Here is a 26,100-nt window from a genome sequence, read left to right as displayed (position 1 = left end):
CCCTTATTTATTGGCGGTTCTACGGGGCTTTACTCCTCTCCCCGCACTCCTGTAATCATCGGGCTCAATTTCCACATCAGGCTCAACCAAATTATCACCATTCCTAAGTTCAAATTTCAGGTATTTAATTGGTATTCCATGTTTGAGCCACTTGCTCTCGTAATAAGTTTTTATTGCTAAAATCTCATTTTGGTAACCGTTACTGTAAAGATCATTTTCATCAACAAGTGGGTCAATATTATTCGCTTTCAAGAGCTCACGGGTATAGGAATACATAAAGAGACTATCGGTCTTAAGGTGAATGATACCTCCGGGCTTCAAAAACTGACTATATGCCTCCAGAAAACGTGTACAGGTAAGCCTTTTTCGATATTTTTTTATCTGTGGATCAGGGAATGTCAGCCATATTTCATCCACTTCAGAAGGTCCAAAGAAACCTTGAATGGCCTCAATCCTTGTTCGCAAAAAGCCAACATTGTTCAGCCCCTCATTCAAAGCATCTGTAGCACCACGGTGCATCCGGTTTCCCTTAATATCCACCCCAATGAAATTTTTCCCGGGAAACATGCGCGCCAATCCCACAGTGTATTCACCTTTTCCACATCCCAGCTCTAAAACGATGGAGTTCTCATTCTTAAAAAAATCAGTTTTCCATCTGCCATACAGCTCGTGCTTTTTATTAAAAACCTCATTAAACGGAGCCTGCACAACATGCGGATAAGCATCCATCTCCGCAAACTTCTTCAACTTGTTTTTTCCCACTTTTTTGAACTTCTCTTCAATTAATCACTTTATTTTAAGAAACAGCTTACCGTCCTTTAGATCAACAGAAAAAGACCATCCCACAATCGCTGGCTTTCAATCATCAACCAAACCACATAATTTCAATATAATCCAAAGCCAATCTAATTACTGTTGTCTTGCTTCATTTCAGCTTCCTCCACCCAAAGAGAAAAAGAATGAATGCCAAAAAGATCAGCTCTTCGCATTCCCTGGCGGATGGAAAACGAATAAGTTCCCGGAGTACTAAGTTTCACACCTCTTTTGTAGAGCCAATAAAGAAGACGGGAATCATCGTTCCCTTTTCCAATCCATCGCCCATCCGGTTCTGCTAAAAAATACTCCATAGTGTCCGTCTGCATATGACCATCGGGACTTTTCACTTCAATAAACAACCAGAGATTACTATAAGGATAATCATTAGAATGTTCCATCGAAAACCCAAGGTTCAGCACCTTCGAGGTATCCTCCAGAACCGGATTAAAAGTCACAACCGAATCCTTATACCAACCATTTCCGGCAAACTCGTATTTTTCCTCATAAATAGCGCCCTGGTTGCAGGAAAAAAGACTGATTAACAGCAAAACCAAAGAAAGGGGGCTAACGTTTTTTATTGCCTGAGGAATTGGATGGTTTATCATTTTTCCTGTTTCGTCCGGTATTACTGCCATTATTGGATTTGTTTGTGTTTTTGCGACGCTTGTTTTTGCGACGTTTATTGGACCTCTTACTTTTCTCATCAAACCGGGTGATACTGTCTTCCCCTACCACGTTGGTATAATCAATCTCCTTCACCACACTTGCCGAAAATTCACTGGTGAGTTTAGCGACTTTTTTACCCCTCTTGTTTAGCTCTACAATTTCTTTAACCTTATCAACTGTCAACATCACTACATTTCCGGCACTATCCCTCCCGGAAGAGAACCACATCAAACGCTTAAAAATATCTGTTTTAAAGTGATAATATGTTTCCTCATCAGCTTCAAGAGGAATGTCGGTAGAAGGAAAATCTTTTTGTGCATCAATATAGGCATCCAACTCATAATTAAGGCAACATTTAAGTTTTCCGCACTGACCGGCGAGCTTTTGAGGATTCAGTGATATTTCCTGATAACGAGCAGCGTTGGTGGTCACCGAAACAAAGTTTGTAATCCAGGTAGAGCAGCACAACTCACGTCCACAAGGGCCAATCCCGCCAATTCGGCCGGCTTCCTGCCTGGCTCCTATCTGGCGCATTTCAATGCGTACTTTAAAACGATCTGCTAACACCTTGATCAACTCACGGAAATCAACCCGCTCATCAGCAATATAATAGAAGATTGCCTTTGTTCGATCGCCCTGATACTCAACATCTCCAATTTTCATATTGAGGTTAAGTCTGTCGGCAATCCGTCTTGACTCAAGCATGGTCTCATGTTCAAGGGCCTTAGCTTCCTCCCACTTGTCAACATCTACAGGTTTGGCCTTCCTGTAAACACGCTTAAACTCATATGAGGAAGGGTTCAGATTGTTTTTCTTCATCTGAAGCAATACCAACTCTCCGGTAAGCGTAACCTCTCCTATATCATGTCCGGGAGAAGCCTCAACGGCGACAACATCTCCACGTTTAAGCTTTAATTGATTACTGTTCCGATAAAACCCTTTTCGGGTATTTTTAAACTGCACCTCCACCACGTCGGTAACTCCGCCAGGCTGGGGAAGATCTGAAAGCCAATCAAAAACCTCAAGCTTCCCACATCGGCTGCTACAGGTGCTGCATTTACTATTGTCCTGAGGAATAGTTTCTGCATCCATAATATTCCATTTTTTATAAGAGGGTAATCCCAATCTGCAATGACTTTTTTATTAAAAACAAAGGCCACCACAAAACATCAACTCCTCATGGGAAGTCAATAATTTGAGTTACACTCTGGGTATATAATATTGCTGAAAACCACTATCAATGGCGGTTTTCGTGAAAAATGAATCAGGCGAGTTGATTTGAAATCCTAAACAGGCTACTCACCTTCATCGACATATCAAAAAGTACAAGTCTGATGTTACCGTTCTGTTCAATATGAGAAAGAGCCAGGGAATACTCCTCGACCATAGTCTCGATATTGCGATCGTTCACAAAAGTCTTGAACTTGCTGATAAATTGATCTTCTGCGGGGGTGGCATAAACCAGTTCCGCTATATTGTAATTTGCTATGTAGCTTTCACGTAAAATATCTATGCAGTAAAGAAGCATATTCTTTAATCGCTCTTTAGGCATGCCGGAAGCCGTATCTACCCATTTTATTATTTCATCAAGCTTTCCTGAATAGGCATTACGCATAGAATTGACAAACATGTCATGAAAAAATTGCTTCTCTTCACTGTTGCTTATGACGTCGCGGGCTTTGATGAAATTGCCGCCTGAAATTCGGGCCACCGACTTAGCTTGCTCATCGTCAACTTCAAAAACATCCATCAACCCCTTTGCTATTGCATGGTCGTCAATCTTGGGAATTTTGAGTTGCTGGGTGCGCGAAAGAATGGTGGGAAGTACTCCTGCGGGATAATCTGACACTAATATAAACAGCGTTCTTGCAGGTGGCTCTTCCAGAATTTTAAGCAATTTATTGGCAGCAAAATTATGCATCTTTTCGGGCTGCCAAACAACCATTATCTTATACTTACCTTCAAAGGTTTTAAGACTAAGCTTTTTAATAATCTCATTGCCCTCCTGCGTATAAATCATTCCCTGTCCACGCTCAGCATTTAGAAATGAAAACCACTCATGATCTGTAAAATAGGGACTTTTAAGCACAAAACTGCGCCATTCATCAAGATAATCGGCACTTACAGGCTTCGGGTTGCTGCGCTTTATTACAGGGAATATAAAGTGAAAATCGGGGTGGATTAATTTCCCCATTTTTTTACATGCAGGGCATACCCCGCATGAATCTTTGAGACCGGGGTTATGACAGTTTACATATTGGGCAAACGCCAGTGCCATTGGCATCAAACCGGCACCTTCGGGACCGGTAAATAATTGAGCATGACTGATGCGGTCTTCTTTGACCATTGATATCAGGTGCTCCTTAACAGCCTGTTGTCCAACAACCTCTTTAAACATCATAATTCAGCATCCAACTTATTATTGTACTCACTTAATGGTCAAAGATAAGAAAAACATCGAGATTGTGTTTTCTAAATTATGACCTTACCTCCCTTAGAGAAGGTCTTCTGAAAATCAAAAATATTGTCCTATTTTTGATATGTTATGAACAAACCGGAAACTAAAAAAAAGAAAATCCCCATACTTTTTTGCCCCCTGGATTGGGGTCTGGGCCATATTGCCAGAGATTTTCCCTTAATAAAAGAATTTCATGACAAGGGGTATAAAGTAATAGTTGCTGCATCGCCTCATATCATAAAATGGGTGAAGGCTGAATTGCCTGAATTAACAACGACCTCTTTCCCGGGGCCTAGAATAACTTATGGGAAAAAGGGGTTTTCTTTTCTCAAATTCATTTTATCACTTCCTGAACTTCTAAAATGGCCATTCAGAGAAAAAAGTATAATCCAGGAACTGGTAAAGAAATACCACCCAAAGATTATCGTTTCTGATAACAGATATGGGGCGAGGCACAAAGATGTTTTTTCAGTTATTATTACGCACCAATTAATGATAAAAATGCCCGGTCTCCTTAAATGGCTGGAGTATCCTGTGCATTGGTTCATCACTTTGCTCATTAATAGATTCGATGAATGCTGGATTCCGGATTTCACTGAAGACAAATCACTGGCCGGTGATCTGGTTCACAAGTACCCATTACCCGACAACTCCAGGCTAATTGGCCCCTTGTCGCGGTTTGAAAAGAATGATGAAAAGAACATATTCGTAATTCCCGAAAAATCAGTTCTTGCCATTATTTCAGGGCCCGAACCTCAAAAATCAATTCTTGAAAAGATACTGATAACAGCCTTCAAGCGTAGCGGAGACGGATTAACCCTCTTTAATGGTAAGACCAATCAAAGGTCTGAGTCACCAGCTGAAAAAATTATCATTTACGGGCACTCCTCATCCTCTGTCATGAGGAAAGAGATTCTAAGGCATAATAATATAATAGTAAGATCAGGGTATTCTACCATCATGGATATGTACGCACTTGGGAAAAAATGCCTGTTAGTTCCAACTCCCGGGCAAACCGAGCAGGAGTATTTGGCCGGGTTCCATAAGAATCGAAATCATCTCATTGTAAATCAAAACACACTAACCCAACTTGACACAATGGATTTAAGCTTCCCTCCTCCGGACCAAAACGGACATGAAGCCTTGATATTTCGTGAAAAACTTAAAGATTTCTTTTAACCTGGTTTATGCATGAGTTTTCGTTATGAAATGTTCAGGTGCCAATAAATACTGGCACCCACAAAGAAAATTGATGAAGGAAATAGTGAACTATTTTCAAGTCAGTTTTATTGAGGACGCCAGTATTTGGCAGGTAATTGAACATTGTAATAGATAATTTATGAATAATCCAGGTTCAATTCAAAAGCTGCGGAATTCCCATTCGACAACAGCTAAAGACATTCTCGTCTAAAAAAAATCATCATTCATCACATAAAATAAACCTTTGATGACAAATTGAAGTAATACTTAAAAAATGAGAAACCTTTCTGAACGATTGACGTACCAGTTCAAAACAAGACAAAGGAATAGCCTATGTATTTCTTACCGGTTGCCATTATTGTGGGAGCAATACTCCCAATAGCCTACATTTCGGCAAAAAAAATTTTCCCGAAACTGGTAAGGAAAAAAGCAAGTAAGAAACTTGAATCAATCCTTTTTCCAGATGGGTATTGGCAAAAATCTGAAGTATTAAAGACTTTCAGAAAATTTACCAGCGATCGATTTAGCGATGAGGAAATATTAGATTATTTCTTTAAAATAAAAGGCTTACAAACGATAAAAATTAATTCCGGAACCAATTTCTGGATTAGAAAATATTTGTTCAGCCCCACGACGATAAAACTAAATTACTTTGAACAGGTTAAGTTTTATGAAACTTTTCTAAACTTTCCGGAGCCATCTGAGCAAAAGGAAGGAGTAATTTACCGTCAGAACAGGAAACACGTAAACAAAATAAAATACGAACATGCAGCAGAAATAAGCAAAAACATAATATAAGCACCTAAGCATTTTTGTCTTAGGCTGTTTTTAATCAACGAAACACCCGGTTCGCAAACTCACTTAATCTTCATGGCCCTTGATAGTGACATAAAACGACCGGGTGTTTTTTTATATCAAAAAAATCTCCAATCTGAATAATGCAAAGCTCTCCTTATTTGTCTCTTATTTCTGCCTTCATCGGATTTTTCAATCCTTTTGCATCAACAAATACGGCTTTTACCGATCCCACAAGGATCTTTGCTTCAACAATAATGGGGATGCGATTCTGATCATCAGTAACCCATACAAACATCTTCTCCCCTTCTTCAAAGATGGTACCCTCAACCAGCATAGGAGAAAACTTAAGACATCTGAATTCTCTTCCACTCCGATCTTTAACCACCTCTTTTCCAAGATATCGGATATACAAACTGTGCACTTCACCATCAACAATCAAGTTTATGGGTATCTTTTCATCAATATCGTAACGCGAAAAATCAAGATTTCTTGCCTGATAGACCATAGAAAGTAAGTCGAAAGAACAATCAGGCCATTCAAATGTAGTATCCCGATATGCTTTTCCCCGCTTACTGATAGAAGCATTAATTACTCTTTTTTCCTGGTCGAAAATATAATGATGATGAGCCTTGTAAGAACCTTCATTGGTGCGCCTTTGAAACTCAAACGGCTTAAGGGAATGGGGATCTACCCAAACATCGAAACTATCGCGAACTTTAAAAAAAATATCGTAAGCTTTATAGGTATTTCCGTAAGCCTTAAACTGCCATGCGGGATTACCGCGCCATTGGGAATCATTAACAGCGAAGGTCACCGCCCCGGCATTGATCCAGACAAATCCCCAATTGTAATATGCATGGTATGTCACCTCTTCTCCGGGGGCGAACACAACTTCATTATTGTAACATTGCGAAAAAGCTGAAGAGGAACCCTGACTGAAAATCAAGAATCCGAGCACGATAACATAAAAAGTATGTCGGGAAAGCATTAAAGGAATCATTTATTAACCTTTCCTATTTTACGCTCAACCGACTCAATTTTTCCCTCTAATCTTCCCACACCACCTTCTCTTGCATCAATATTAATGGTTGAATAAATTCTGTCGGAATGAGGCTCAAGAATGGCATAAGCTTTATTTACAATATCCAGAGCCTCCGTCATATTTTGGGTTTCAATGGTGGTTCCCATCGGATTCAGGCGATAGGCAACGCCACTTTCGCGAATCATTTCAATCACTTTCCCCACGTAAGCACTCACGCTAGCCCCTTTATCGGTTGGAAACATAGCAAAATTCAACAATACAGACATATATTACCTTCTTTGAGAATTACTCCTTTTTTTGCTTTCTATTCTGTTTCTATTAACAAATTCATAAACGGGATGTTCGAAGATATCCCATTCAACCTCATGTCCCCAGTTCTCCCTGACAGTTATTGATTCAGGGTAATAATTCACTCTTTCAGGCTGCAGCCCTTGCTCGAAATTACCTGTATCCCATTCCCCGTTTTGGTTGTTGTCATTTATTATCCGAAGAAAATACTTACCCGGCTTAATGTACCTAAATGCTAACTTTCCATTTGCAGGCAACTCGCCAGCCCTCACAACCTCTTCTTTACTATCCAGAACTTGCAAAAGAGCACTCTCATCAAAGTTTTGCACACTCACATAAACAGTTCCATAGCTGTCTTCAGTCTTTACATTAAAAGAACTCTCTGCCGGACGGTTTACTCGTTCATAAACATCTTCAAAAGCAGCAGAGTCCATCACAATCTGATAGGCTCTGCCAGGCTCCCATTCATGTTCAACCCTGAAATTGCGAATACGGATGGAGTCCTGACTGACATCAAAAGGAACCGGCTGAAAAAGAGTATCGACCATCACAAAAAGCTGCAATGAATCCACCTGTAACAAAGAGAGAGGCACAGGAAAATTAAGCCATGGTGCAGCACCTATCTCCATTGCCCCACTTGTTGCCCTGAATCTCAAAGGATCAGGCCCTGCATCTTCCGCCTCATCTTTTCCTCTTCGTTTTTTCTCTTCCATCGCTCGATGAAACATATTTAAAGTATCCACTTGATCCACCAGATTATCCAATGAGTCGCGGAGGGGGTACTTTACCTGAAGCGTAAGGGAATCGCTGGATATAAGCGTACTGTCAATTAACCAAATCATAACGGAATCATGCCTTGCCGAGCGTTCATAAACAAACCAGTCTTCCTTTTCAGGTTGAATATTTAGCATTTTCAGCTCAAGAGGCTTTTCCAATGGACGGTTAAATATAAAATCCAGACGATGGCGCTCACTTCTTTCCCGTGTATCGAGATATTGCTTCTTATAATCTTCCTGAAACAGGAATAGCCTGAGGCTGTCGGGAATATAAGCCAATTCCTGAGTTACAATTACGGTATCCAGAGTTACAGAATCCTTAAAAAGGGAATCTACTCTCTCGCGGTATTCAAAGGATGGTTCTACCAGATCAGACAACCAGGCGATACGTTCTCCGGGCTGATCAAACCTATAGTTTCGGTTTAAATCCTCAAGAGCAAAAACCCTGTATTGTCCTTCTGCTAAATTTCGAATTGTGAACCGCCCTTCTTCATTCGTTTTGGCCAACCGGGGAGGCACCATATTGGTAAAGGCTGAATCAGCATGATTGGTATGGGCCATAACCAGGACCCCCGGAACAGGGGTTAGGGTATTGGCTTCAAAAACATGCCCGGAGATTTCCAAACTATCCTGTGTTTCTCCTGTTGAAAATGAAAAAGTAAAACCATCCAGTGCATTAGATTCGTTGTTATCCTGAATGGCATCAGCAAAATCAATGGAATAAGTTGTTCCGGGTTGAAGATCTTCATCAAAAATTACGGTAACCTTATTTCCAAGACCTCTGATGGTAGGCATATTATTTAAGGGGGGGGATATCACAACCTTTTGAAGCGCTTCTTTAAGTACAATCAGCTCATCAAATTCAATTTCAACCTCGTTCCCCTGAAAATTTACCGCATTCATGGGGGGCTTGGAACTAACCATGCGTGGGGGTGTCTCATCCCTGGGGCCACCCTCAGGGTACCCCTGATTAGCGCATCGGGCCAAACCAAGCAGAATGAAAACAATGGAAAGGAAATAAGAAATATTTTTCAACATCAAACGTTTATTTTCGGTAAAGAACACAGCAAAGTTAGAGTAAAATGATGAAACTTTTTAAATTTGCCCCTGATTCGATAAACAAAAACCATGCAAACAGAAAAAAACAACAATAAAAACCAGAGACCGATATACATTGCATTGGGCGTAGCAGCAGTACTCTTGGTTGTAATTGCAGCTTTATACATAACTCAGAGTGTTGAGATGAAGGAAGTTGTAGAAGAAATGACCATTGAAAAAAACATTCTGACCGAAGAATATCAAGATCTCGCTATGGGATACGATTCCCTGGAATCGACCAGCGATACGCTTAATACAATGCTTGAAAAGGAGCGCCAGAAGGTAGAACACCTCATTGAGGAAATTAAAACAATTAAAGCCACCAATGCTTCAAAAATACGTGAGTACCGAAAAGAACTTGGCACTTTAAGAGGGGTATTAAAAAGTTATGTAGCTCAGATTGACAGTCTCAACAGGCTAAACGAAGAGCTAAAGAAAGAAAACAAGGAGTACCAGCAACGTTACAGTCAGATCCAAAACTCCTACAAAGAGCTGGAAGATGTAAAGACCGAATTGGAGGACAAGGTTGAAATTGCCAGTCGTCTCGAAACTACAAACATGAGTGCAGATGGGCTCAATGCAAGAGGCAGAAGTACCAGCCGAACAAACAGGATTGACAAAATTGAAATATGCTTTACAGTCAAGAAAAACCTGACAGCCCCTGTTGGGATAAAACCCTTTTACATAAGGCTTGAACGACCGGATGGTCAAATACTGTTAAGAAGCCGAGAAGACCTGTTTGAATATGAAGGTACAGAAATAAACTACTCCGCCATGCGCGAAATAGAATATGGTGGCGAAGAAACCGATATTTGTATATTCTATGACGCAGACATGGGTGAGCTGATGCCAGGGGAATATACCACGGACATATTTGCTGACGGTGGCAATATTGGAAGATTTACTTTCGAATTAAAATAAATCAGTAGACTATCCCCAATCGTAAGGGGTAGATTGATAAACGTAATAGTTTAACCAATTCGAGTACAGCAGATGGGCATGACTGCGCCATCGCACAATAGATTTCTGTGAGGGGTCATCATTTTTATAATAGTTTTCAGGAAGTTTGGTTTGCAGGCCCCGAGCTTTATCACGGTGGTACTCTTCGCCCAATGTTAATTTGTCATACTCAGGATGCCCTGTCACAAAAACCTGACTTCGATCCTTAGACAGTGCAATATATGGTCCGGCTTTTACCGAGTCGGAAAGTAAGATTAAATCATCCACCTTCTCAATATCTGTTCGCCTGACATCGGTATAACGGGAATGAGGTGCCCAAAATGTGTCATCAAATCCTCTCAGAAGAGGCTCCTCAGGATCGTTCACAAAATGCTCAAAAACCCCAAACAATTTGGCTGACATTTCATACTTGGGGATACCATAATGATAATACAACCCCGCTTGCGCCCCCCAGCAAAGATGCAGCGTGGAAGTAACATTGGTTTTACTCCAATCCATGATCCGGCACAATTCTTCCCAGTAGGTTACCTTTTCAAATTCGAGCAATTCAACGGGAGCTCCGGTAATTATAAAACCATCGTAATGCTTGTCCTTTATTTCTTCAAAAGTTTTGTAAAAACTAATCAAGTGTTCCTGAGGTGTATTCTTTGGAACATGCGAAGAGGTAAACAATAATTCAACCTCTACCTGCAAGGGGGTATTAGACAACACCCTCAGCAGATGCGTCTCAGTCTTAATCTTTAAAGGCATCAGATTAAGAACAAGAATCTTGAGTGGGCGGATATCCTGAGCAACAGCCCGGCTTTCACCCATTACAAACACATTTTCCTCCTCAAGAAGACTCTTAGCAGGCAGTAAGTCAGGAATATTTACAGGCATAGCATTAGTTATTGGTTACAAAAAGAGCCTACAAATATAAAGGAATGAGAAACAAAATCAATTACAAACAGGTAATTGATAAAAAAATCCCTCACCAAAGATGAAGGATATTGAATGTAAGATTATCTAAATGATTATTCTTTAATCAATTTTTTAGTTGAAATAATATCCCCATTGACATCAGTAATATTAACTAAATAAACACCGGAATTGAAATTTCCTACATCCAGGGTATATTTATTTCCTTCGATAAATCCCGCCTCCAATTCCTTCCCGTCTATATTTACAATGGAATAATACATTTGAGTACTTCTTGAATCATTTATCTCAATTGAAACATCATCTCCGGCAGGATTTGGATATAAAGAGACTGAGCCTTCACTACTTTTAAGTTCAGGCGACGATGAAGGTAATATTGCATCAGGACATTGTACAGGAGAAAAACTTAACATGCCTGTATTGTCCAATATGCCTTTCCAGCAGTTTCCATCGGGAGACTTCATAATTATCCCTTTATCAATATCACTTATATAAACGTCCCCATCAGCCACTTCAACTTTGGCGGTGGGCTTAACTGTTCCAAATCCCACATTATCACTGAAAAATCCTCGCCCTTCAAAATAACCTGCAAATGTTGAATCATTTCGAATTTGATCTTGCCCAATAACTGCAGAGATTACAAAATTATTAGGATAACCAAGAATATTGCCTCTAATGGTACTATAAGATCCTCCCAAATAATGTGTAGTTGAAAGATAAGAACTATAAGGTCTGTAATCATCAAATTCCAAAACAAACAGACCGCCTGAACTGTGGCTATCCAGTTGTCCGGCATGATCAGTTTTCAAATAGTTGGTTCCGGCAAAAGCGGCACTTTGAGCCTGGGAATACCATGCACTGGAATACCCAACTCTTCCTCTGGAGCGAAATTGCAAATAAGAAAGGCTACTGGAATGCTTGTTTATAAGTCCATATCCTCCCCCCTCAGGCGAATCATATTTACTTATCAACGAGAGAATGGAGTTTTCACTACCGGTATTACTACCAATAATAACTGGTTTTTCCCGAAATAATGTATCTCCGTTTGAAGTCCAATCCTGGGCCTTACTTTCAGTACAAAAGAATACCAGGAAAAAAGTTAGTAGAAATAAAGTTTTTCTCATAAAAAGGAAAATCAGATTAAGGAAACAATTCCTTTGTTTAAAATTTTAATTTAATCAAATTTAAATAAACAAACATAAATATCCACAAAATACTATCATTAAAAGAATTTTTTCCAACAAAAAACCTCCTGATCGACACGTTAAGTACAATCCAGGAGGCCTTTATAAATGAAAATTCTATTTACCGCTTTAATATTCCAAAAAACATAATATTTAGAATATTGTCAAGCTGAAGGCGGAAATCATCAAAATTCTCTATTCCTCTAAACAATGGCAATTCAAGTCCGCGGAGGGCAGTACTAATTCCGATGGCAGCCAACCGAAGGTTTTTTATATCAAATTCGCCGGATGAAACACCTTCTTCCATCACAATCCGGATCATCTCCTGCTCAGCTTGCTCTGAACGCTCACGCACATCATCCAGAAAATGGTAATCGCCGTAAGTTTCATCTCTCATAGCTTTCTGATAATTCTCTAATTCACGTAAAGTTTCCATACGAATAATTACGTAGTCATGAAATTTCTGGCGTGGCGAGTATTCACTCCCCACAACTTCACGCAAGCGGCGTTCTAACAACTCGGACTCCAATTCAATAACTGCCTGAAAGATTTCTTCTTTATTCTTAAAGTAATAATAAAGAGAACTTTTCCCTTTTCGCAAAGCCTGGGCTATGTCCTCCATAGTGGTTTTTCTATAACCAAACTTTGCAAAAAGTTCTCTTGCCGATTTTAAGATTGAATTCCGTACAGTATCCTGTCCCGAAACCATTGAATTAAATATATCACTCATAACAAAATTAATTTAGGTATGTTGGAAAATTAGGTTATACACGATATCAATCGGCCAGGGTGAAATCTAATTGACGTTTTTCAAGATTTGCTTTGGCTATTTGAATTTTAACAGCATCTCCAAGCTGGTATTTCCGGTTCTTACGTCGGCCAACCAAACAGTAGTTTTCTTCATCAAATTGGTAAAAATCATCGTCAAGGTCCCGAATAGGCACCATGCCTTCACATTTGTTTTCATCCAGCTCTACATAAATGCCCCACTCTGTAACGCCGGAGATTACACCATCGAAAATTTCACCAACTTTGTCTTTTAAAAATTCTACCTGCTTATATTTGATAGAAGTACGCTCGGCATCAGCTGCCCGCAGTTCCATTTTTGAACTGTGATCACAAAGCTCCTCATATTTTTCTTTTGAAACTGAGCGACCACCGTCTAGATAACGTTGCAATAATCGGTGCACCATCATATCGGGATAACGCCGAATGGGGGAAGTAAAATGAGTGTAATACTTAAACCCAAGTCCGTAATGCCCAATATTGTGCGTGGAATATACTGCCTTTGACATAGTCCGGATGGCCAAAGTTTCAACAATGTTTTGTTGCTTTTTACCCTGCACCTCATCCAGCAGGCGATTTAAAGAGTGACTAATGGACTCATTTCCCTTGGGCATGGCTTCAAAACCAAACTTGCGCACGAAATTTCCAAAGGTCTGATATTTCTCGGGATCGGGCTCATCATGAATCCTGTAAACAAAAGTCTTCGAGTTTTTTGTTGTTCTCTTATCTTTGGGATTCAATTCATTTTTCCCAATCAACTCTGCCACTTTTTTGTTTGCCAATAACATAAACTCCTCAATGAGTTTATTGGCATCCCTGGCCTCTTTAAAAAATACACTTAAGGGTTTTCCGTCTTCATCCAATTCAAATTGAACTTCAACACGTTCAAAATCAATTGACCCACTACTAAAACGAATAGACCTGAGCTTTTTTGCCAAGTCATTTAATGTGAGCAATTCGTTTGAGAGGTCACCCTCCTTTTTCTCAATAACTTCCTGAGCTTCTTCATAGGCAAAACGTCTGTTACTGTGAATAATAGTACGTCCCACCCAGCTATTTTCAATGGCAGCCTCATCATTCAACTCAAAGACGGCTGAAAAGCAGAGTTTATCTTCCTCAGGCCGGAGAGAACACAGTTGATTACTCAAACGCTCCGGAAGCATTGGCACAACACGATCGACTAAATAAACCGAAGTTGCCCGGTTAACGGCTTCTTTTTCAAGCAATGTATTCGGTCTTACATAATGAGTAACATCAGCAATATGAACACCCACTTGCCAATTGCCATTTTTCAACTTTTGCACCGACAGGGCATCGTCAAAATCCTTGGCATCTGCCGGGTCAATTGTAAAGGTTGTAACATCGCGAAAGTCCTTTCTTTTCTTGATTTCTTCTTTAGGAATTTCATCCGGAATTTTTTCGGCTGCTGCCACAACTTTTGATGGATATTTGTAAGGAAGATTGAACTCCGCTAAAATGGCATGCATTTCAGTGTTATTCTCACCCGGATTCCCCAATATATCGACAACTTCCCCAATAGGATTTTTGGCTTTTTCCGGCCATTCACTTAAGGTTACAACAGCTTTTTGTCCGTTCTTGCCTCCTTTTAGCTTTTCTAGAGGAATAAAAATATCGTGGTGCATCACCCGGGAGTCGGCCACAAGGAATGCGAAGTCTTTGGAAACCTCTAATGTTCCGACGAACTGATCCCGACTGCGTTCAATTATTTCAACAACTTCACCCTCGGCCTGATGCCTGCGCCGGCGAGCGTATTGAAGCACTTTTACCCGGTCGCCATTGAGGGCATGTCCCAGGTTCGTTTGAGCTACAAAAATATCCTCATCTCCCTGATCAGGAACAATATATGCAGCCCCTTTGGCAGTCATATCCACAATTCCCTCAATGATATTCCCCGGACTCATCAATAACTTAAATCGTCCGGTTGAAACCTCATTTAAATAATTCTCTTCGCTTAATTGGAACAATAAAACTTCCACCTGCAAGCGGGAACTCTTTTTACTAACTCCCAGCGCAGCAGATGCCTGTTTATAATTATAGGTTTTTTGAGGATTATTAGAGAACAGGTTTTTTACTGCTGCCCTCAAATCTCCCTTTTTTGTCTTCTTCTTATTTTGCTTCTTCTTTTTTGACATATAAATTTTCTTACACTGATTAAAACTTCTGCCGGCCCTTTCAAAAAGTCAAACATTCACGTAATCAAGTCATTCTAACTTTTAAAAAAAGGACGATCTGCTTCATCTTACATAAAAAATCGGATCCTTTTAACAACTTAAACAGACAAATCCGTCCAATGTTTTAACCTGTATATTTAGCTCAAATATAAGAATTTCCAAGACAATTGTAAAGTCACCGATTAAAATGTTCGATTATTACTTATACTTTAGTACTATATTTCAAACTTTTCCGAAAGCAGATTCAACAGCCTGAATTAAGTCCTCCGGATCTTCAAGTCCAATACTTAATCTGACCAAATTGGGCAAAATCCCCAGTTTTTGACGGTCTTCCTCCGAAACATCCACATGGGTCATGGTAGCAGGATGTTCAGCCAGGCTTTCTGTTGAGCCAAGACTCACTGCTAACTTAAACAACGTCAGGTTATCTAAAAATCGGAATGCTTCCTTCTCTCCCCCTTTTATATTAAAAGAAATCATTGATCCGGATGAAAGACACTGCTTTTTAAAGATTTGTTTTTGTGGATCGTCGTCTCTCAGATATCCCAAAAAATGAACACTCTCAACCTTAGGATGCTGCGCCACATATTCCGCTACTTTCCGGGCACTTGCATCTTGCCTTTCCATCCTAATTTGTAAAGTTTCAAGACTTCGCATTACCAGCCAACAGGAATGAGGATCCAACATGCTGCCTAAAAATGTTCTCATTGCTTTGAGCCGACCAATCGTTTCATTTCTCCCTGCACAGGCTCCGGCAATAACATCGCTGTGTCCACTAATAAATTTGGTTGCTGAATAGACCACAAGGTCAGCACCATGTTCGAGTGGCCTCTGAAAAACAGGCCCCAAAAAAGTATTATCAACAGCCAGCAAACAATCTTTTCTGCCAGACACAAACTCATTCCGCAATCGCGCACACATCTCAATATCAATGAGATTATTTGTTGGATTACCAGGAGTTTCAATATAAATTAAAGATGGCTGCTCTCCGGGGAAAGTATCTTCAAGCCGCTGAAGGATTTCCTTTTCAGAATCCAGGGAGGTAAACATTAACGTTCGTATTCCGAAATCAGGTAAAACATGATGAATAAAATGATCCGTACCACCGTAAACGGGAGAGCCAAACAGCAATATATCATTGGGACGTAAAAACGTGAACATCATAGTAGATATCGCTGCCATACCTGAAGCGAAAAAAGCAGCACCATCAGCTTTATCCCAAAGAGCAAGCCTTTTTTCTGCCAGCTCCAGGTTTGGATTATTTACCCGGCTGTAAATCATTCCCATCTCTTCACCGGCTTCAGGTTCTCTCAATCCATAAGCCAACTCAAAAAAAGCTTTGCCCTCGGAGGCAGAGTGAAAAGCAAAAGTGGAAGTCTGAAACAAAGGACACTTGACCGCCCCTTGGTGGTCTGAAGCTTTGTATCCGTAAGACATCATGAGGCTTTCGGGAGAGTATTGATTCTTTTTCATAAAAACGTAGATTTAATTATCAATAATCTACTAAAAATAACAAACAAAATGTATTTACTCCACTCATTTCTAACTTTTAACCCTGCTGTTCGACCTGATTTATATCATTAATAACAAATTGGCTATTAACTACCATAAGATCATCCTGTTTTCAACAAAGCCCAGGAAAAATCTGCCGGAATAAAACCGCTTTCAGGGAAATTATTTTTTAAAAGAAAACACTACTGTGACAAACCGAAGAAGAATATCTGAATTTGGAGTTTTTCACATCAAAAAAGATTAAAGAGGTGAAAGAAGTCTTGATAAAGAGGATTTTGAATCAATTACAAGAGATAGACAACATGATTGTTCATCAATAGAGCGTTAGATTTTTAGATATTAGATGCAAGACGAAACGTATAACACTGATATTCTGTATATTATCACTCACAAACAAAAACACACCCGCAAGCAATTGGCTATAAGTTCATTGAAAAACTAAACGAAGTATTGTTTATGGGATGTCGGCAAAGGTAAAATCTCTCATTAAGGTCTTACTTCTAATATTCGTGTATTTTTTGGAAAATAGTTTCTAAGGGGCTATTATGAAATGGCTGCGCCATTTATCGTTTTTTTCAACCATATTACTTATTTGGGCCTGGCCTGCCCAGGCTAAACACAAAATCGAGCATCAGTCCAAAATATAAAACCCCATTTTTTCGGGATGATCCAATACTTTACGATGGCCTGGAATTTTTTTTAACATTTTTAGCGCCACCAGGTCCCCTCCTGCTGCTATGATATAAAAATATCCAAACAGCCACCAGCCAAACGAACCATTGAAAAGAGAAAACACAAAAGGAGTGACACCCAATACAAATAATGGCATTATAGCACCAATGCGATAGTACTGAACCCTGATAGGAGCTTTGCAATGGCAATAAGGAGTGTATGTTGAGCGATCCAAACCAAACTTAACTGATTTGTATCCCCCATGAGCAAAAGCGCCAAATACAATGCCATGTAAAAGCTCATGAACCGGAATCCCAACGACAAGTATAAAAATAAATTGAAAAACACCCGCGAAGGACCATTCATAAAAAGGATGCAACCCGTAAATCACAAAAAAGGGAATACCTGTAGCAAATAACACAGGCAAAATAAAACCGGCCGCTTTTCGGGCTGTTTCCTCAATGGTAAGTGATATTTCGGTCATTGTATTAATCCAAATGCACCTTTACATAAAAACTGGTCATCTGCAGAGAAATCATCATTATTTAAGATGGCAACCAAACCGTTATCCAAATCCAAAACTTCAACTTCACGCTGAACCATTATGTAAGATTCATTTTTTTCTTCCAATTTTAGCAATACCCAGTTTCTGTTTTCCAAATCAACAACTGCTTCTTCAGGAAGCACAAACATTTCACCAACTCCCTTTACGATCTGTGCATCAAGATACATTCCCGGAATAAAATCAAAAGCATCCTTTTCGAACGCAGCATGAACGGTAACACTTCTTGATCCTTCCTCCACTTTTCGGGCAATTCTTGTAATCAGCGCTGTATCTCTGGCTGTTGCATCCCCGGCAGGTTTAACTAAGACTTTTAACCCGGCTTTAATGCCTGTAACATCATTTTCAAAGACGCTAAGTGAGACAAATATTCCGGAAGGATCAATGATTTCTAATACTTCAGCCCCCTCCTCCAGATAAACGCCTTTATTGATTTCCATCGTTGATACATTTCCATCAATGGGTGCTTTAAGAACAACCGAAGACTTTATTTTTCCTTGTTCAACTTCTACTGGATCAAGCCCCAGTAACCTCAACTGTTCTTTCAATCCGGTTACCTTCGCTTTAACTGAGAGATAGTCAGCTCGGGCTTTTTGAAGTTTTTTCTCAGATGCAACCTCATCGGCAAATAAGCTCTTTTGTCTTTCAAAATCCGCTTTAAGAACAGGTTCACCCGCCACAACCTCTAAATAATCCTGTTGTAACCGGATAATTGAGGGATCCTCTATTTCAACCAATGCCTGGCCGGCTTTCACCCAGTCACCGCGTGTTACAAAAACCTCTTTAACCCGCCCTTGCATCAAGGTACTCATCATAAAATAACTCTCAGGCTTAACCAAAATTTGTCCTGTGGCTTCAATTTTTTCGGAAGCACTTATTTTTTTTAACTCCGAAAAAGTCATTCCTGAAGATTTAAATTGCTCTTTGGTCAGTCCAATTGCCCCCTCTGGTCCGTCAACTGCATTCTTTTTATCGGCTGCTTTTTCGGAATTGCATCCAGATGCGAAAAGCAGAAAAAACAAAAATATTAAAGATCTTGTTATCATCGTATTTCCTTTTAAGGAATGAAATAATTTATTTCTATAACAGTGTTATTATATTGGTGCAGACTTGCCAGATAGTCAAGATAAATTCGCTGTGATTGATCAAGAACCGTGATGTATTCCAACATATTTATTTCACCGGTTTCATAGGATTTGCGTGCTGTTTGCATTAATCCGGTGGCCAATTGGCGACTTCTGGTTTCATATATTTTCAAAGCTCGTTCATACTTTCGAAACTCAGCTTTTAAAGCTCCCATTTTCCATGAAACCTGATTCTCGTAATCAATATATTCGAGTCTTGCAGCTTCCTTTTTCAATCTCTTTGATTTTACCTGAGCATTTTGCCCCGAAAAAAACAATGGGAAAGCCAGGCCCACTTCTACACCTTCATAAACGCGGGCATCGGCATAGTCATTTGTGCCACGAAAGTAGCTCACATTAATGTCGGGCAGCCAATTCATTTTTTCTACCGACCACTCTTTCAGGGCCATTTCTCCTTCAGCATTTTTAAGGGCCAATGCCGGATTTGAAGCAACCTCGTACCCCCCGACCATTAGCTTTGGCAATGAATCATGTGTAACGGCATAACTATTCTCTCCCTGAACAATACTTTTCAGCCTTAACCGGGCGGAAGAAAGATCCTCAAGAGTCTTTACTAATTTCAAATTGGCCTCATCCTTTTTAGACAAGGCCATCATGACGGCCAGCGAATTGGCTTCACCTGCCTGAAAACGCCTCCTGGCACCTTTGGCATACATGGAATAGAGTGAATCAAGCTCCTCATAATTCGCCTTAAGGCTTTTAAAATAGACTACATCATAATATGCTTTCAGAACTTTCCGGGTCAAAATTCTTTTATTAATCCGGTGTCTGTAAAGCTGTATTTCTTCTGCCGAGTCAAGCAATTTTTTCTGCCCCACATAAACCAACGGAAATTTGAAGTTCTGACTGACACCAAAAACAGTTAATGGTTCTCCGTTGTGCCCCAGATTACTCTCATCATAGTTGACAAAAACTCCGGTTTTTTCTATATCCCAGGCTGTTCCTTTCATTTCACCGGCTGCCTTTAGCCTGAGTTCAGAAGCCCGAATCATCCCGTTGTTTTCCAGAGCAATATCGACAGCTTCTGCAGGCGTTACCGGCTGCTGGGCATTCACAATTGAAGGAATGAATAACAGCAAAAGTACTGCAAGGCTGTTGGGTCTGAAAAATCTTCGAACACGATCTCTGTCTTCCATGAGACAATATAAAACGGGCAACACTACAAGAGTGAGCAAAGTGGCGGTAACAAGTCCACCAACCACAACGGTAGCCAGAGGTCTTTGAACTTCTGCTCCTGCACCCGTTGAAAAGGCCATTGGGAAGAAGCCAAAAGCCGTGGAAGCAGCCGTCAGCAAAACGGGTCTGAGCCTTTCACGAGCTCCCTGAATAACGCGTTCTCTTAAATTACTCATCCCGGATTGTTTTAAATCATTGTAATGCTCTATTAATACGATTCCGTTCAACACCGACACCCCAAATAAAGCTACAAAACCAACTCCTGCCGAAATTGAAAAAGGCATACCTCTTAGCCATAAAAACAAAACGCCACCAACAGCAGACAAAGGAACTGCAGAGAAAACCAAAAGAGCCGGACGAATACTGCCAAAAGCAAAGTGAAGCATAATAAAGATTAAAATCAAGGCAATAGGGACTACAATCATCAGGCGGCGACGGGCACTTCTCAGATTTTCAAACTGCCCTCCATACTCCACATAGTAACCCGGAGGCAATTCTACTTCTTTCTCTATACGCTCACGGGCCTCTTCAACTACTGATTCGAGGTCACGCCCCCTGACATTGACACCTACCACAATTCTTCTGCGCGTTTCGTCTCTGGAAATCTGTGCGGGACCTTTGGAGTAATCAATGGTTGCTACCTCCCTCAGAGGTATGCGACTCCCCCCCGGCAAAGAGACATAGGTATTTCTGAGATCTGCTATAGACTCACGTGATCCTTTGTTATAGCGGACTACCAAATCGAATCTTCGTTCTCCTTCATAAACGGTGCCAACAGTTGCACCGGCAAAAGCGGTGTTAACCACTTTGTTAAGATCTGCAATATTGACTCCCAGGGAAGCGATTTTTTTACGATTGTAGTTCACCAGCATTTCCGGTAAGCCAGTTGTCTTTTCCAACACAACATCAGCAGCACCGGGCACTTCCTCCATCAACTGTTGAATCTCCTGCCCTTTGGCATTCAATGTCTCCAGATGATCTCCAAAAACTTTGATGGCCAAATCGGCACGAACACCTGTAATTAATTCATTAAAGCGCATTTCAATAGGCTGAGTGAATTCTATTTCAATTCCGGGAATTTTCTCCAAAATACGTTCTTTAAACCGGTTGGCCAGTTCATCTTTTGTATCTGCCGACACCCATTCTCCCTTCGGTATAAGAGTAATAATAACATCTGTCTCCTCCATCGACATGGGATCGGTTGGCACCTCGGCAGCCCCAATACGACTAACAACCTGCCTTGTCTCCGGAAAAGTTTTGGCGATTTCTTCAATCCGGGTCATTATTTCAATGGTTTCGCCAAGGCTGGTGCCGGTTTTTAATACCGGCTGAATCACAAAATCCCCTTCATCAAGAGTAGGAACAAACTCGCCCCCCATTCGGGAAAACAAAATGCCGGTCCCTAACAACACTACTGCAGCCAATAAAATCACTATCTTTTTATGAGACAATGACCAATCGATGGTAGGGGCATACAACTTGTTTAGGAAGTCCATAAATTTATCCGAGAAAGTCTTTTTCTGTTGAACAGAGGCTTTTAAAAACAAAGACGAAACAGCAGGAACAAAAGTAAAACCAAAGACCATGGCTCCCAGCAAGGCAAAACTAAAAGTCAATGCCATAGGGCGAAACATCTTCCCTTCCACTCCGCTCAAAGTCAGGATCGGGATCAAAACAATAATAATGATGACCTGCCCAAAAACGGCCGACTTCATCATTTTAGAGGCACCTTCAATTGAGATGGAGTTTCGGGCATGCTGCCGTTCACTATCCCCAAGTTCCAAAAGTCCGTGACGCCTCCTGTGAATTTTAAAAGAAATGTATTCAACAATAATTACGGCTCCGTCAATAATAATCCCGAAGTCAATAGCACCAAGGCTCATTAAATTGGCATCCACGCCGGTTAAATACATCAATGTTAGGGCAAAGAGCAAACTTAATGGTATAATAGAAGCTACCACCAACCCGGAGCGCCAGCTTCCCAATAGCAGAACCACGACAAATATTACAATAAGGGCTCCGAGGATCAGATTTTCAGCAATGGTAGTGGTTGTACGGCCAATAAGCTCGCTGCGATCCAGAAAAGGATTGATATAAACCCCTTCGGGTAAAGTCTCCTGAACCTCAGCTGCCTTTTCCTTAACTCTTTCAATAACGGCTTTTGGGTTAGCCCCTTTTAACATCATAACCTGTCCCATGACCTTTTCGCCTTCGCCATTTCCGGTTATGGCTCCAAAACGATTGGCATGGCCAAACTGAACCTTAGCTAAATCTCTCACCAACACAGGCTTACCGGAACGCCCTTTAACAACGATATTTCGTATATCTTCAAGGTTTTCAACCAATCCTTCACCGCGTACAAAATAACTTTGCCCGCTTCGCTCAATATAACTTCCTCCTGCAACATTATTATTATCCGAAACAGCTGTAAAAACCTCGTCGAGCGTAATATTCAGAGCCTTTAGTTTTGCCGGATCCACAGCTACCTCGTATTGTTTAAGGTACCCGCCCCAGGTATTTACCTCCACAACTCCTTTTATTCTGGACAATTGCCGTTTCACCATCCAATCCTGGATAGAGCGTAATTCCATTGAATTGTAGCGATTTTCATATCCCGGCTTCACTTCCAGGGTATATTGATAAATCTCGCCCAACCCGGTTGAAACCGGTCCCATAAAAGGTTTGCCAAACCCCTCGGGTATATTTTCCGAAGCCGCTTCTATCTTTTCAGCTATCAGTTGCCGGGGAAGGTAAGTGCCCATATCATCGTCAAAAACAATGGTAACTACTGAAAGCCCAAATTTAGAAACAGATCTTATTTCCTTTACACCCGGCAGGTTAGCCATCTCCATTTCCACCGGATAGGTAAGAAACTTTTCAACATCGAGGGTTGATAAATTGCGGGATGTGGTAATTACCTGAACCTGATTATTGGTAACATCAGGGGTTGCCCCAATAGGAAGCCTTGAGAGTGAGAAAATTCCAAGGGCAGCTACAGTTGCAGTAAACAAAAACACCATAAGCTTATGGCGAACACTAAAACGAACGATACTCTCAATCATACAGAAGTGAAGTTATTGAGTTTCCAATTTACAAATTTTATCGCAAAGTCACTAAACTCGCAACCTTTTTTGACAAAAGGACGAAATCCGGATTTAGATCAACAAAAACATATTATTATCAATTTAGCATTAATTACCAAGCGGTTTCGTTAAACAATTTAGCCCTTAAACTGTAAGATTATTAGTACATAGTTTAAGAATCTAAAAAAGGAAAGATTATGAAGACACCTGAAAACTGGATTATCGAGAATGATCAACTGACCCGCACTTTTGAGTTAAAGAACTTTGTGGAAGCCGTCGAATTTGTTAAGAAGATTGTTCCCATTGCTGAAGAGGCGCAACATCATCCCGACATCGAGATATTCTCATACAAAAAGGTAAAGATAAAACTCATGTCTCACGATGTAGGGGAAATCACCGACCGGGATGTGAACATGGCGGAAAAGATCAACCAGATTGCATAAAAAAAGCGCCTGATACAGGCGCTTTTTTTATGCATATTTTTTTAATAATGTGCTATTTCACAAAATCGACTGCGACCGCGCGTGCCATTGATTCATCAAATGTAGCAGGAATAAACAATTGAAAGTCGGAGCCTTTACCCGTTTCTGATTCAAATTTAATGTGGCCACCGAGCATTTCAGCAAGATGTTTGCAAAGAGCCAGTCCCAGACCGTTGCCTCCAAACATACGGGCATTGCCTTCATCCACTTGCCTGAAACGTTTAAAAATAACATTGTGCTTTTCTCTGGGAATGCCTATTCCTGTATCCTTCACAGAAATTACCACCCATTTATTTTTGGTATATCGAACAGAAACATTGACTTCTCCCTGCTCGGTAAACTTCACTGCATTGGAGATAAGGTTGAGAAGAATTTGCCTGAGGCGAGATTCATCGGTTTTTAATGTTAAGTCTTGTGGCAGTAAATTATTAACCCTTACCTCTAAATACCCTTTACTCATCTTCTCTCTCATTGACTGTGCTTCATTATCAAGATTTTTCAATAGTTTATCCATATTCAAATCAACGGGATGGACTTCCACCAGCCCCGAGTCAATAAAAGAGAATTCGATAATGTCATCCATCACATGCATCAAATGATTGCCGCTCTCATTGATCATATCAATATACATGTCAGCCTCCTGGGAGGAAACGTTGTCATCCTTCAATAAATTGGAAAACCCCAGCATGGCATTCAGAGGGGTCCGTATTTCGTGGGAAATATTCGCCAAAAAAGCAGATTTGAGCCGATCACTTTCTTCGGCTTTTCTTCTTGCTTTCACCACTTTTGTCACATCCCGGAGGATGGTCATTTTTGCACCTTCATGGCCATTGTAATTTATGGGAACCGTAGTAATCTGATAATCCCGGTTTTTGATAGTCTTTTCCTGCCGCTTCCTGAAGCGTGACATATTTTCTTTTGCAGCCATGCACCAGGAACAAGGAGACTTTATGCCAAATATAATATCATGACATTTACCTTCAGGGTCGAAAGCTCCAAACCTTTTATTGAAAGCATTATTGGCATAAACAATTTCAAAGTCACTATCGCTGATAAAAACCGGATCCTGAAGATTCTCCATCATAGTGCGGTATTTGACCTCACTCATCTCCAATGCCTGTTTGCTCTTTCTTTCTTCTGTTACATCCTCAACAAAGGTCACCCGTCGCTTTCGGCCTTCTGCATCAATTATCAAAGTAGAATCTGTAACAACATGCTTAATACGTCCAAACTTATCTACAACATCCCAATCATCTTTTTTAGAAGACTTGCTCTTAAAAAATTCTTTATGCCGGTCGAAAAGAAGAGATTTTTTTTCTTCCAAAACCACCATGGAAATGTATTGGCCCACTATTTCTTCAGGCGAATAACCATATATTTGGCAAAAAGCATCATTCACAAATTCAAAAACACCTTGTTCATCGGTAATGCAAATCCCAATTATGCATTTATCTATTATGGCCCGAAAACGTTTTTCGCTATTTCTCAGGTCATCCAGTATTTTTTGCTGGGTTGTAATATTTCTTGCAACTGAAAGAATGGCTTTCCTGCCCTTGAAATCAAACAGGCGTGCGTTTACTTCTGTTGGTATTTCCCGTCCGTCTTTGGTTAGACTTTTGGTTTTAAATATCACTGACCCTTTTCCCAGCAGCTCATCTGCAATGGCTTGCACATCCACTTGCCCCGGGACATCGATATCCTGAGGCCCCATGGTCATGAATTCCTCCTTTGTATAACCCATTCGTCTGCAAGCGACTTTATTCACTTCTATGAAAGGCCCCGGCAATAAAGTCTCTTCATCCAGAAAGTGAAGATAAACTGCATCTCTGATATTCTCAAACAAAGTTTTGTAAAGCAACTCTCCCTCTGCCAAAAGGCTATCTTTCTCCATTCGGGCTATAAGTTTTTTCAGAACCTCTTCAATATAGGGGAACAAAGCTTCCTGATCATCTGACCATTGTATGAAATCCTCAGCGCCCTCTTTCATGGCTGAAACTGCTTGCTTAATATCACCATCACCCGCCAAAACAATACAAGGAATAGAAAGAGACTCCTTTTTTAGTAACTTTAAAAAATCGACTCCTTCCATGTCATTTAGATGATTGGAGAGCACCAATAAACCGTACTTTCCACTTCTCAATTCCTGAATTGCCTGGTCAGTATTATGAATACAGTCTGCCACCTCAAATTTTTGCAGAAGATATTTTTGAAGCTGAACAGCCAGTTCCGGCTTATTATTCAGCAAAAGAATTCTATAGTTATTGTTTAGACCAGTCCACATATAGG

At 40.4% G+C, this 26,100-nt stretch carries 20 protein-coding genes; 4 read left to right on the top strand and 16 right to left on the bottom strand.

All coding sequences use genetic code 11. The annotated features are described in order from the left end of the window. Positions 1-3 precede the first annotated feature (3 nt). The 4 genes from trmB to DDZ16_RS11245 all read right to left on the bottom strand — a co-directional run bounded on the left by trmB (position 4) and on the right by DDZ16_RS11245 (position 3,883). Positions 4-762 carry a tRNA (guanosine(46)-N7)-methyltransferase TrmB gene (gene trmB / locus DDZ16_RS11260; protein ID WP_109264575.1) on the bottom strand — a complete coding sequence of 253 codons (759 nt, stop codon included), beginning with the start codon at positions 760-762 and terminating at the stop codon, positions 4-6. A 143-nt stretch (positions 763-905) separates the two neighbouring features. Beyond that, the gene (locus DDZ16_RS11255) at positions 906-1,451 is read right to left on the bottom strand and encodes a gliding motility lipoprotein GldH (RefSeq protein ID WP_232526616.1); all 546 of its coding nucleotides are present in this window, start codon (positions 1,449-1,451) and stop codon (positions 906-908) included. Next, positions 1,381-2,574, bottom strand: coding sequence for a PSP1 domain-containing protein (locus tag DDZ16_RS11250; protein WP_109264573.1), 1,194 nt, complete (start codon positions 2,572-2,574; stop codon positions 1,381-1,383). The genes DDZ16_RS11255 and DDZ16_RS11250 overlap by 71 nt, the downstream gene beginning before the upstream one ends. 172 nt (positions 2,575-2,746) lie before the next feature. Then, positions 2,747-3,883: a DNA polymerase III subunit gene (locus tag DDZ16_RS11245; RefSeq protein ID WP_109264572.1), complete on the bottom strand. Its 1,137-nt coding sequence runs from the start codon at positions 3,881-3,883 to the stop codon at positions 2,747-2,749. Positions 3,884-4,027: 144 nt separating this feature from the next. Between DDZ16_RS11245 and DDZ16_RS11240 the strand changes: the two genes are divergently transcribed. Continuing rightward, a complete protein-coding gene (locus DDZ16_RS11240) occupies positions 4,028-5,119 on the top strand; it encodes a glycosyltransferase (RefSeq protein WP_109264571.1) in 1,092 nt (363 codons plus the stop codon). 354 nt (positions 5,120-5,473) lie between these two features. Further along, a complete protein-coding gene (locus DDZ16_RS11235; protein ID WP_109264570.1) occupies positions 5,474-5,938 on the top strand; it encodes a hypothetical protein in 465 nt (154 codons plus the stop codon). A gap of 154 nt (positions 5,939-6,092) precedes the next feature. Here the strand turns inward: DDZ16_RS11235 and DDZ16_RS11230 are convergent, their stop codons facing one another. From DDZ16_RS11230 to DDZ16_RS11220, 3 genes are read right to left on the bottom strand one after another with little or no spacing between them, the layout of a single operon-like run. Further along, complete coding sequence (locus DDZ16_RS11230) at positions 6,093-6,938, bottom strand: DUF3108 domain-containing protein (RefSeq protein WP_109264569.1); 846 nt, start codon at positions 6,936-6,938, stop codon at positions 6,093-6,095. Then, positions 6,935-7,246, bottom strand: coding sequence for an MTH1187 family thiamine-binding protein (locus DDZ16_RS11225; protein ID WP_109264568.1), 312 nt, complete (start codon positions 7,244-7,246; stop codon positions 6,935-6,937). Before DDZ16_RS11225 ends, DDZ16_RS11230 begins: the two co-directional genes overlap by 4 nt. Before the next feature lie 3 nt (positions 7,247-7,249). Continuing rightward, on the bottom strand, positions 7,250-9,082 hold the full coding sequence (locus DDZ16_RS11220) for an Ig-like domain-containing domain (protein WP_109264567.1): 1,833 nt from the start codon (positions 9,080-9,082) through the stop codon (positions 7,250-7,252). A gap of 90 nt (positions 9,083-9,172) precedes the next feature. Here DDZ16_RS11220 and DDZ16_RS11215 point away from each other — a divergent pair, with 90 nt between their 5' ends. Further along, complete coding sequence (locus DDZ16_RS11215; protein WP_109264566.1) at positions 9,173-10,063, top strand: hypothetical protein; 891 nt, start codon at positions 9,173-9,175, stop codon at positions 10,061-10,063. Between the two features lie 9 nt (positions 10,064-10,072). On the opposite strand, the gene metA is transcribed toward DDZ16_RS11215, so the two are convergent. The 8 genes from metA to DDZ16_RS11175 all read right to left on the bottom strand — a co-directional run bounded on the left by metA (position 10,073) and on the right by DDZ16_RS11175 (position 23,311). Next, complete coding sequence (gene metA, locus DDZ16_RS11210) at positions 10,073-10,981, bottom strand: homoserine O-acetyltransferase MetA (RefSeq protein WP_109264565.1); 909 nt, start codon at positions 10,979-10,981, stop codon at positions 10,073-10,075. A 134-nt stretch (positions 10,982-11,115) separates the two neighbouring features. Beyond that, the gene (locus DDZ16_RS11205; protein WP_109264564.1) at positions 11,116-12,144 is read right to left on the bottom strand and encodes a T9SS type A sorting domain-containing protein; all 1,029 of its coding nucleotides are present in this window, start codon (positions 12,142-12,144) and stop codon (positions 11,116-11,118) included. Between the two features lie 181 nt (positions 12,145-12,325). Next, on the bottom strand, positions 12,326-12,934 hold the full coding sequence (locus DDZ16_RS11200) for a TetR/AcrR family transcriptional regulator (RefSeq protein WP_109264563.1): 609 nt from the start codon (positions 12,932-12,934) through the stop codon (positions 12,326-12,328). A 46-nt stretch (positions 12,935-12,980) separates the two neighbouring features. Next, positions 12,981-15,143 carry a ribonuclease R gene (rnr, locus tag DDZ16_RS11195; protein ID WP_109264562.1) on the bottom strand — a complete coding sequence of 721 codons (2,163 nt, stop codon included), beginning with the start codon at positions 15,141-15,143 and terminating at the stop codon, positions 12,981-12,983. Between the two features lie 261 nt (positions 15,144-15,404). Next, on the bottom strand, positions 15,405-16,655 hold the full coding sequence (locus DDZ16_RS11190) for a cystathionine gamma-synthase family protein (protein WP_109264561.1): 1,251 nt from the start codon (positions 16,653-16,655) through the stop codon (positions 15,405-15,407). 670 nt (positions 16,656-17,325) lie between these two features. After that, positions 17,326-17,850, bottom strand: a complete 525-nt coding sequence (locus tag DDZ16_RS11185) for a DUF3267 domain-containing protein (RefSeq protein WP_109264560.1) — start codon at positions 17,848-17,850, stop codon at positions 17,326-17,328. Next, positions 17,847-18,974, bottom strand: a complete 1,128-nt coding sequence (locus DDZ16_RS11180; protein ID WP_109264559.1) for an efflux RND transporter periplasmic adaptor subunit — start codon at positions 18,972-18,974, stop codon at positions 17,847-17,849. Before DDZ16_RS11180 ends, DDZ16_RS11185 begins: the two co-directional genes overlap by 4 nt. An 11-nt stretch (positions 18,975-18,985) precedes the next feature. Beyond that, positions 18,986-23,311, bottom strand: coding sequence for a CusA/CzcA family heavy metal efflux RND transporter (locus tag DDZ16_RS11175; protein ID WP_109264558.1), 4,326 nt, complete (start codon positions 23,309-23,311; stop codon positions 18,986-18,988). Positions 23,312-23,529: 218 nt separating this feature from the next. Here DDZ16_RS11175 and DDZ16_RS11170 point away from each other — a divergent pair, with 218 nt between their 5' ends. Beyond that, positions 23,530-23,775, top strand: coding sequence for a 4a-hydroxytetrahydrobiopterin dehydratase (locus DDZ16_RS11170; protein WP_109264557.1), 246 nt, complete (start codon positions 23,530-23,532; stop codon positions 23,773-23,775). A 52-nt stretch (positions 23,776-23,827) separates the two neighbouring features. On the opposite strand, the gene DDZ16_RS11165 is transcribed toward DDZ16_RS11170, so the two are convergent. Further along, complete coding sequence (locus DDZ16_RS11165) at positions 23,828-26,095, bottom strand: PAS domain S-box protein (protein ID WP_109264556.1); 2,268 nt, start codon at positions 26,093-26,095, stop codon at positions 23,828-23,830. Between the last annotated feature and the right edge of the window lie 5 nt (positions 26,096-26,100).

This window comes from Marinilabilia rubra (assembly GCF_003121985.1).
Taxonomy (GTDB): Bacteria; Bacteroidota; Bacteroidia; order Bacteroidales; family Marinilabiliaceae; genus Marinilabilia; species Marinilabilia rubra.
Note: the sequence above shows the minus strand (reverse complement) of the source record. Positions and strands in the feature narration are given on the sequence as shown.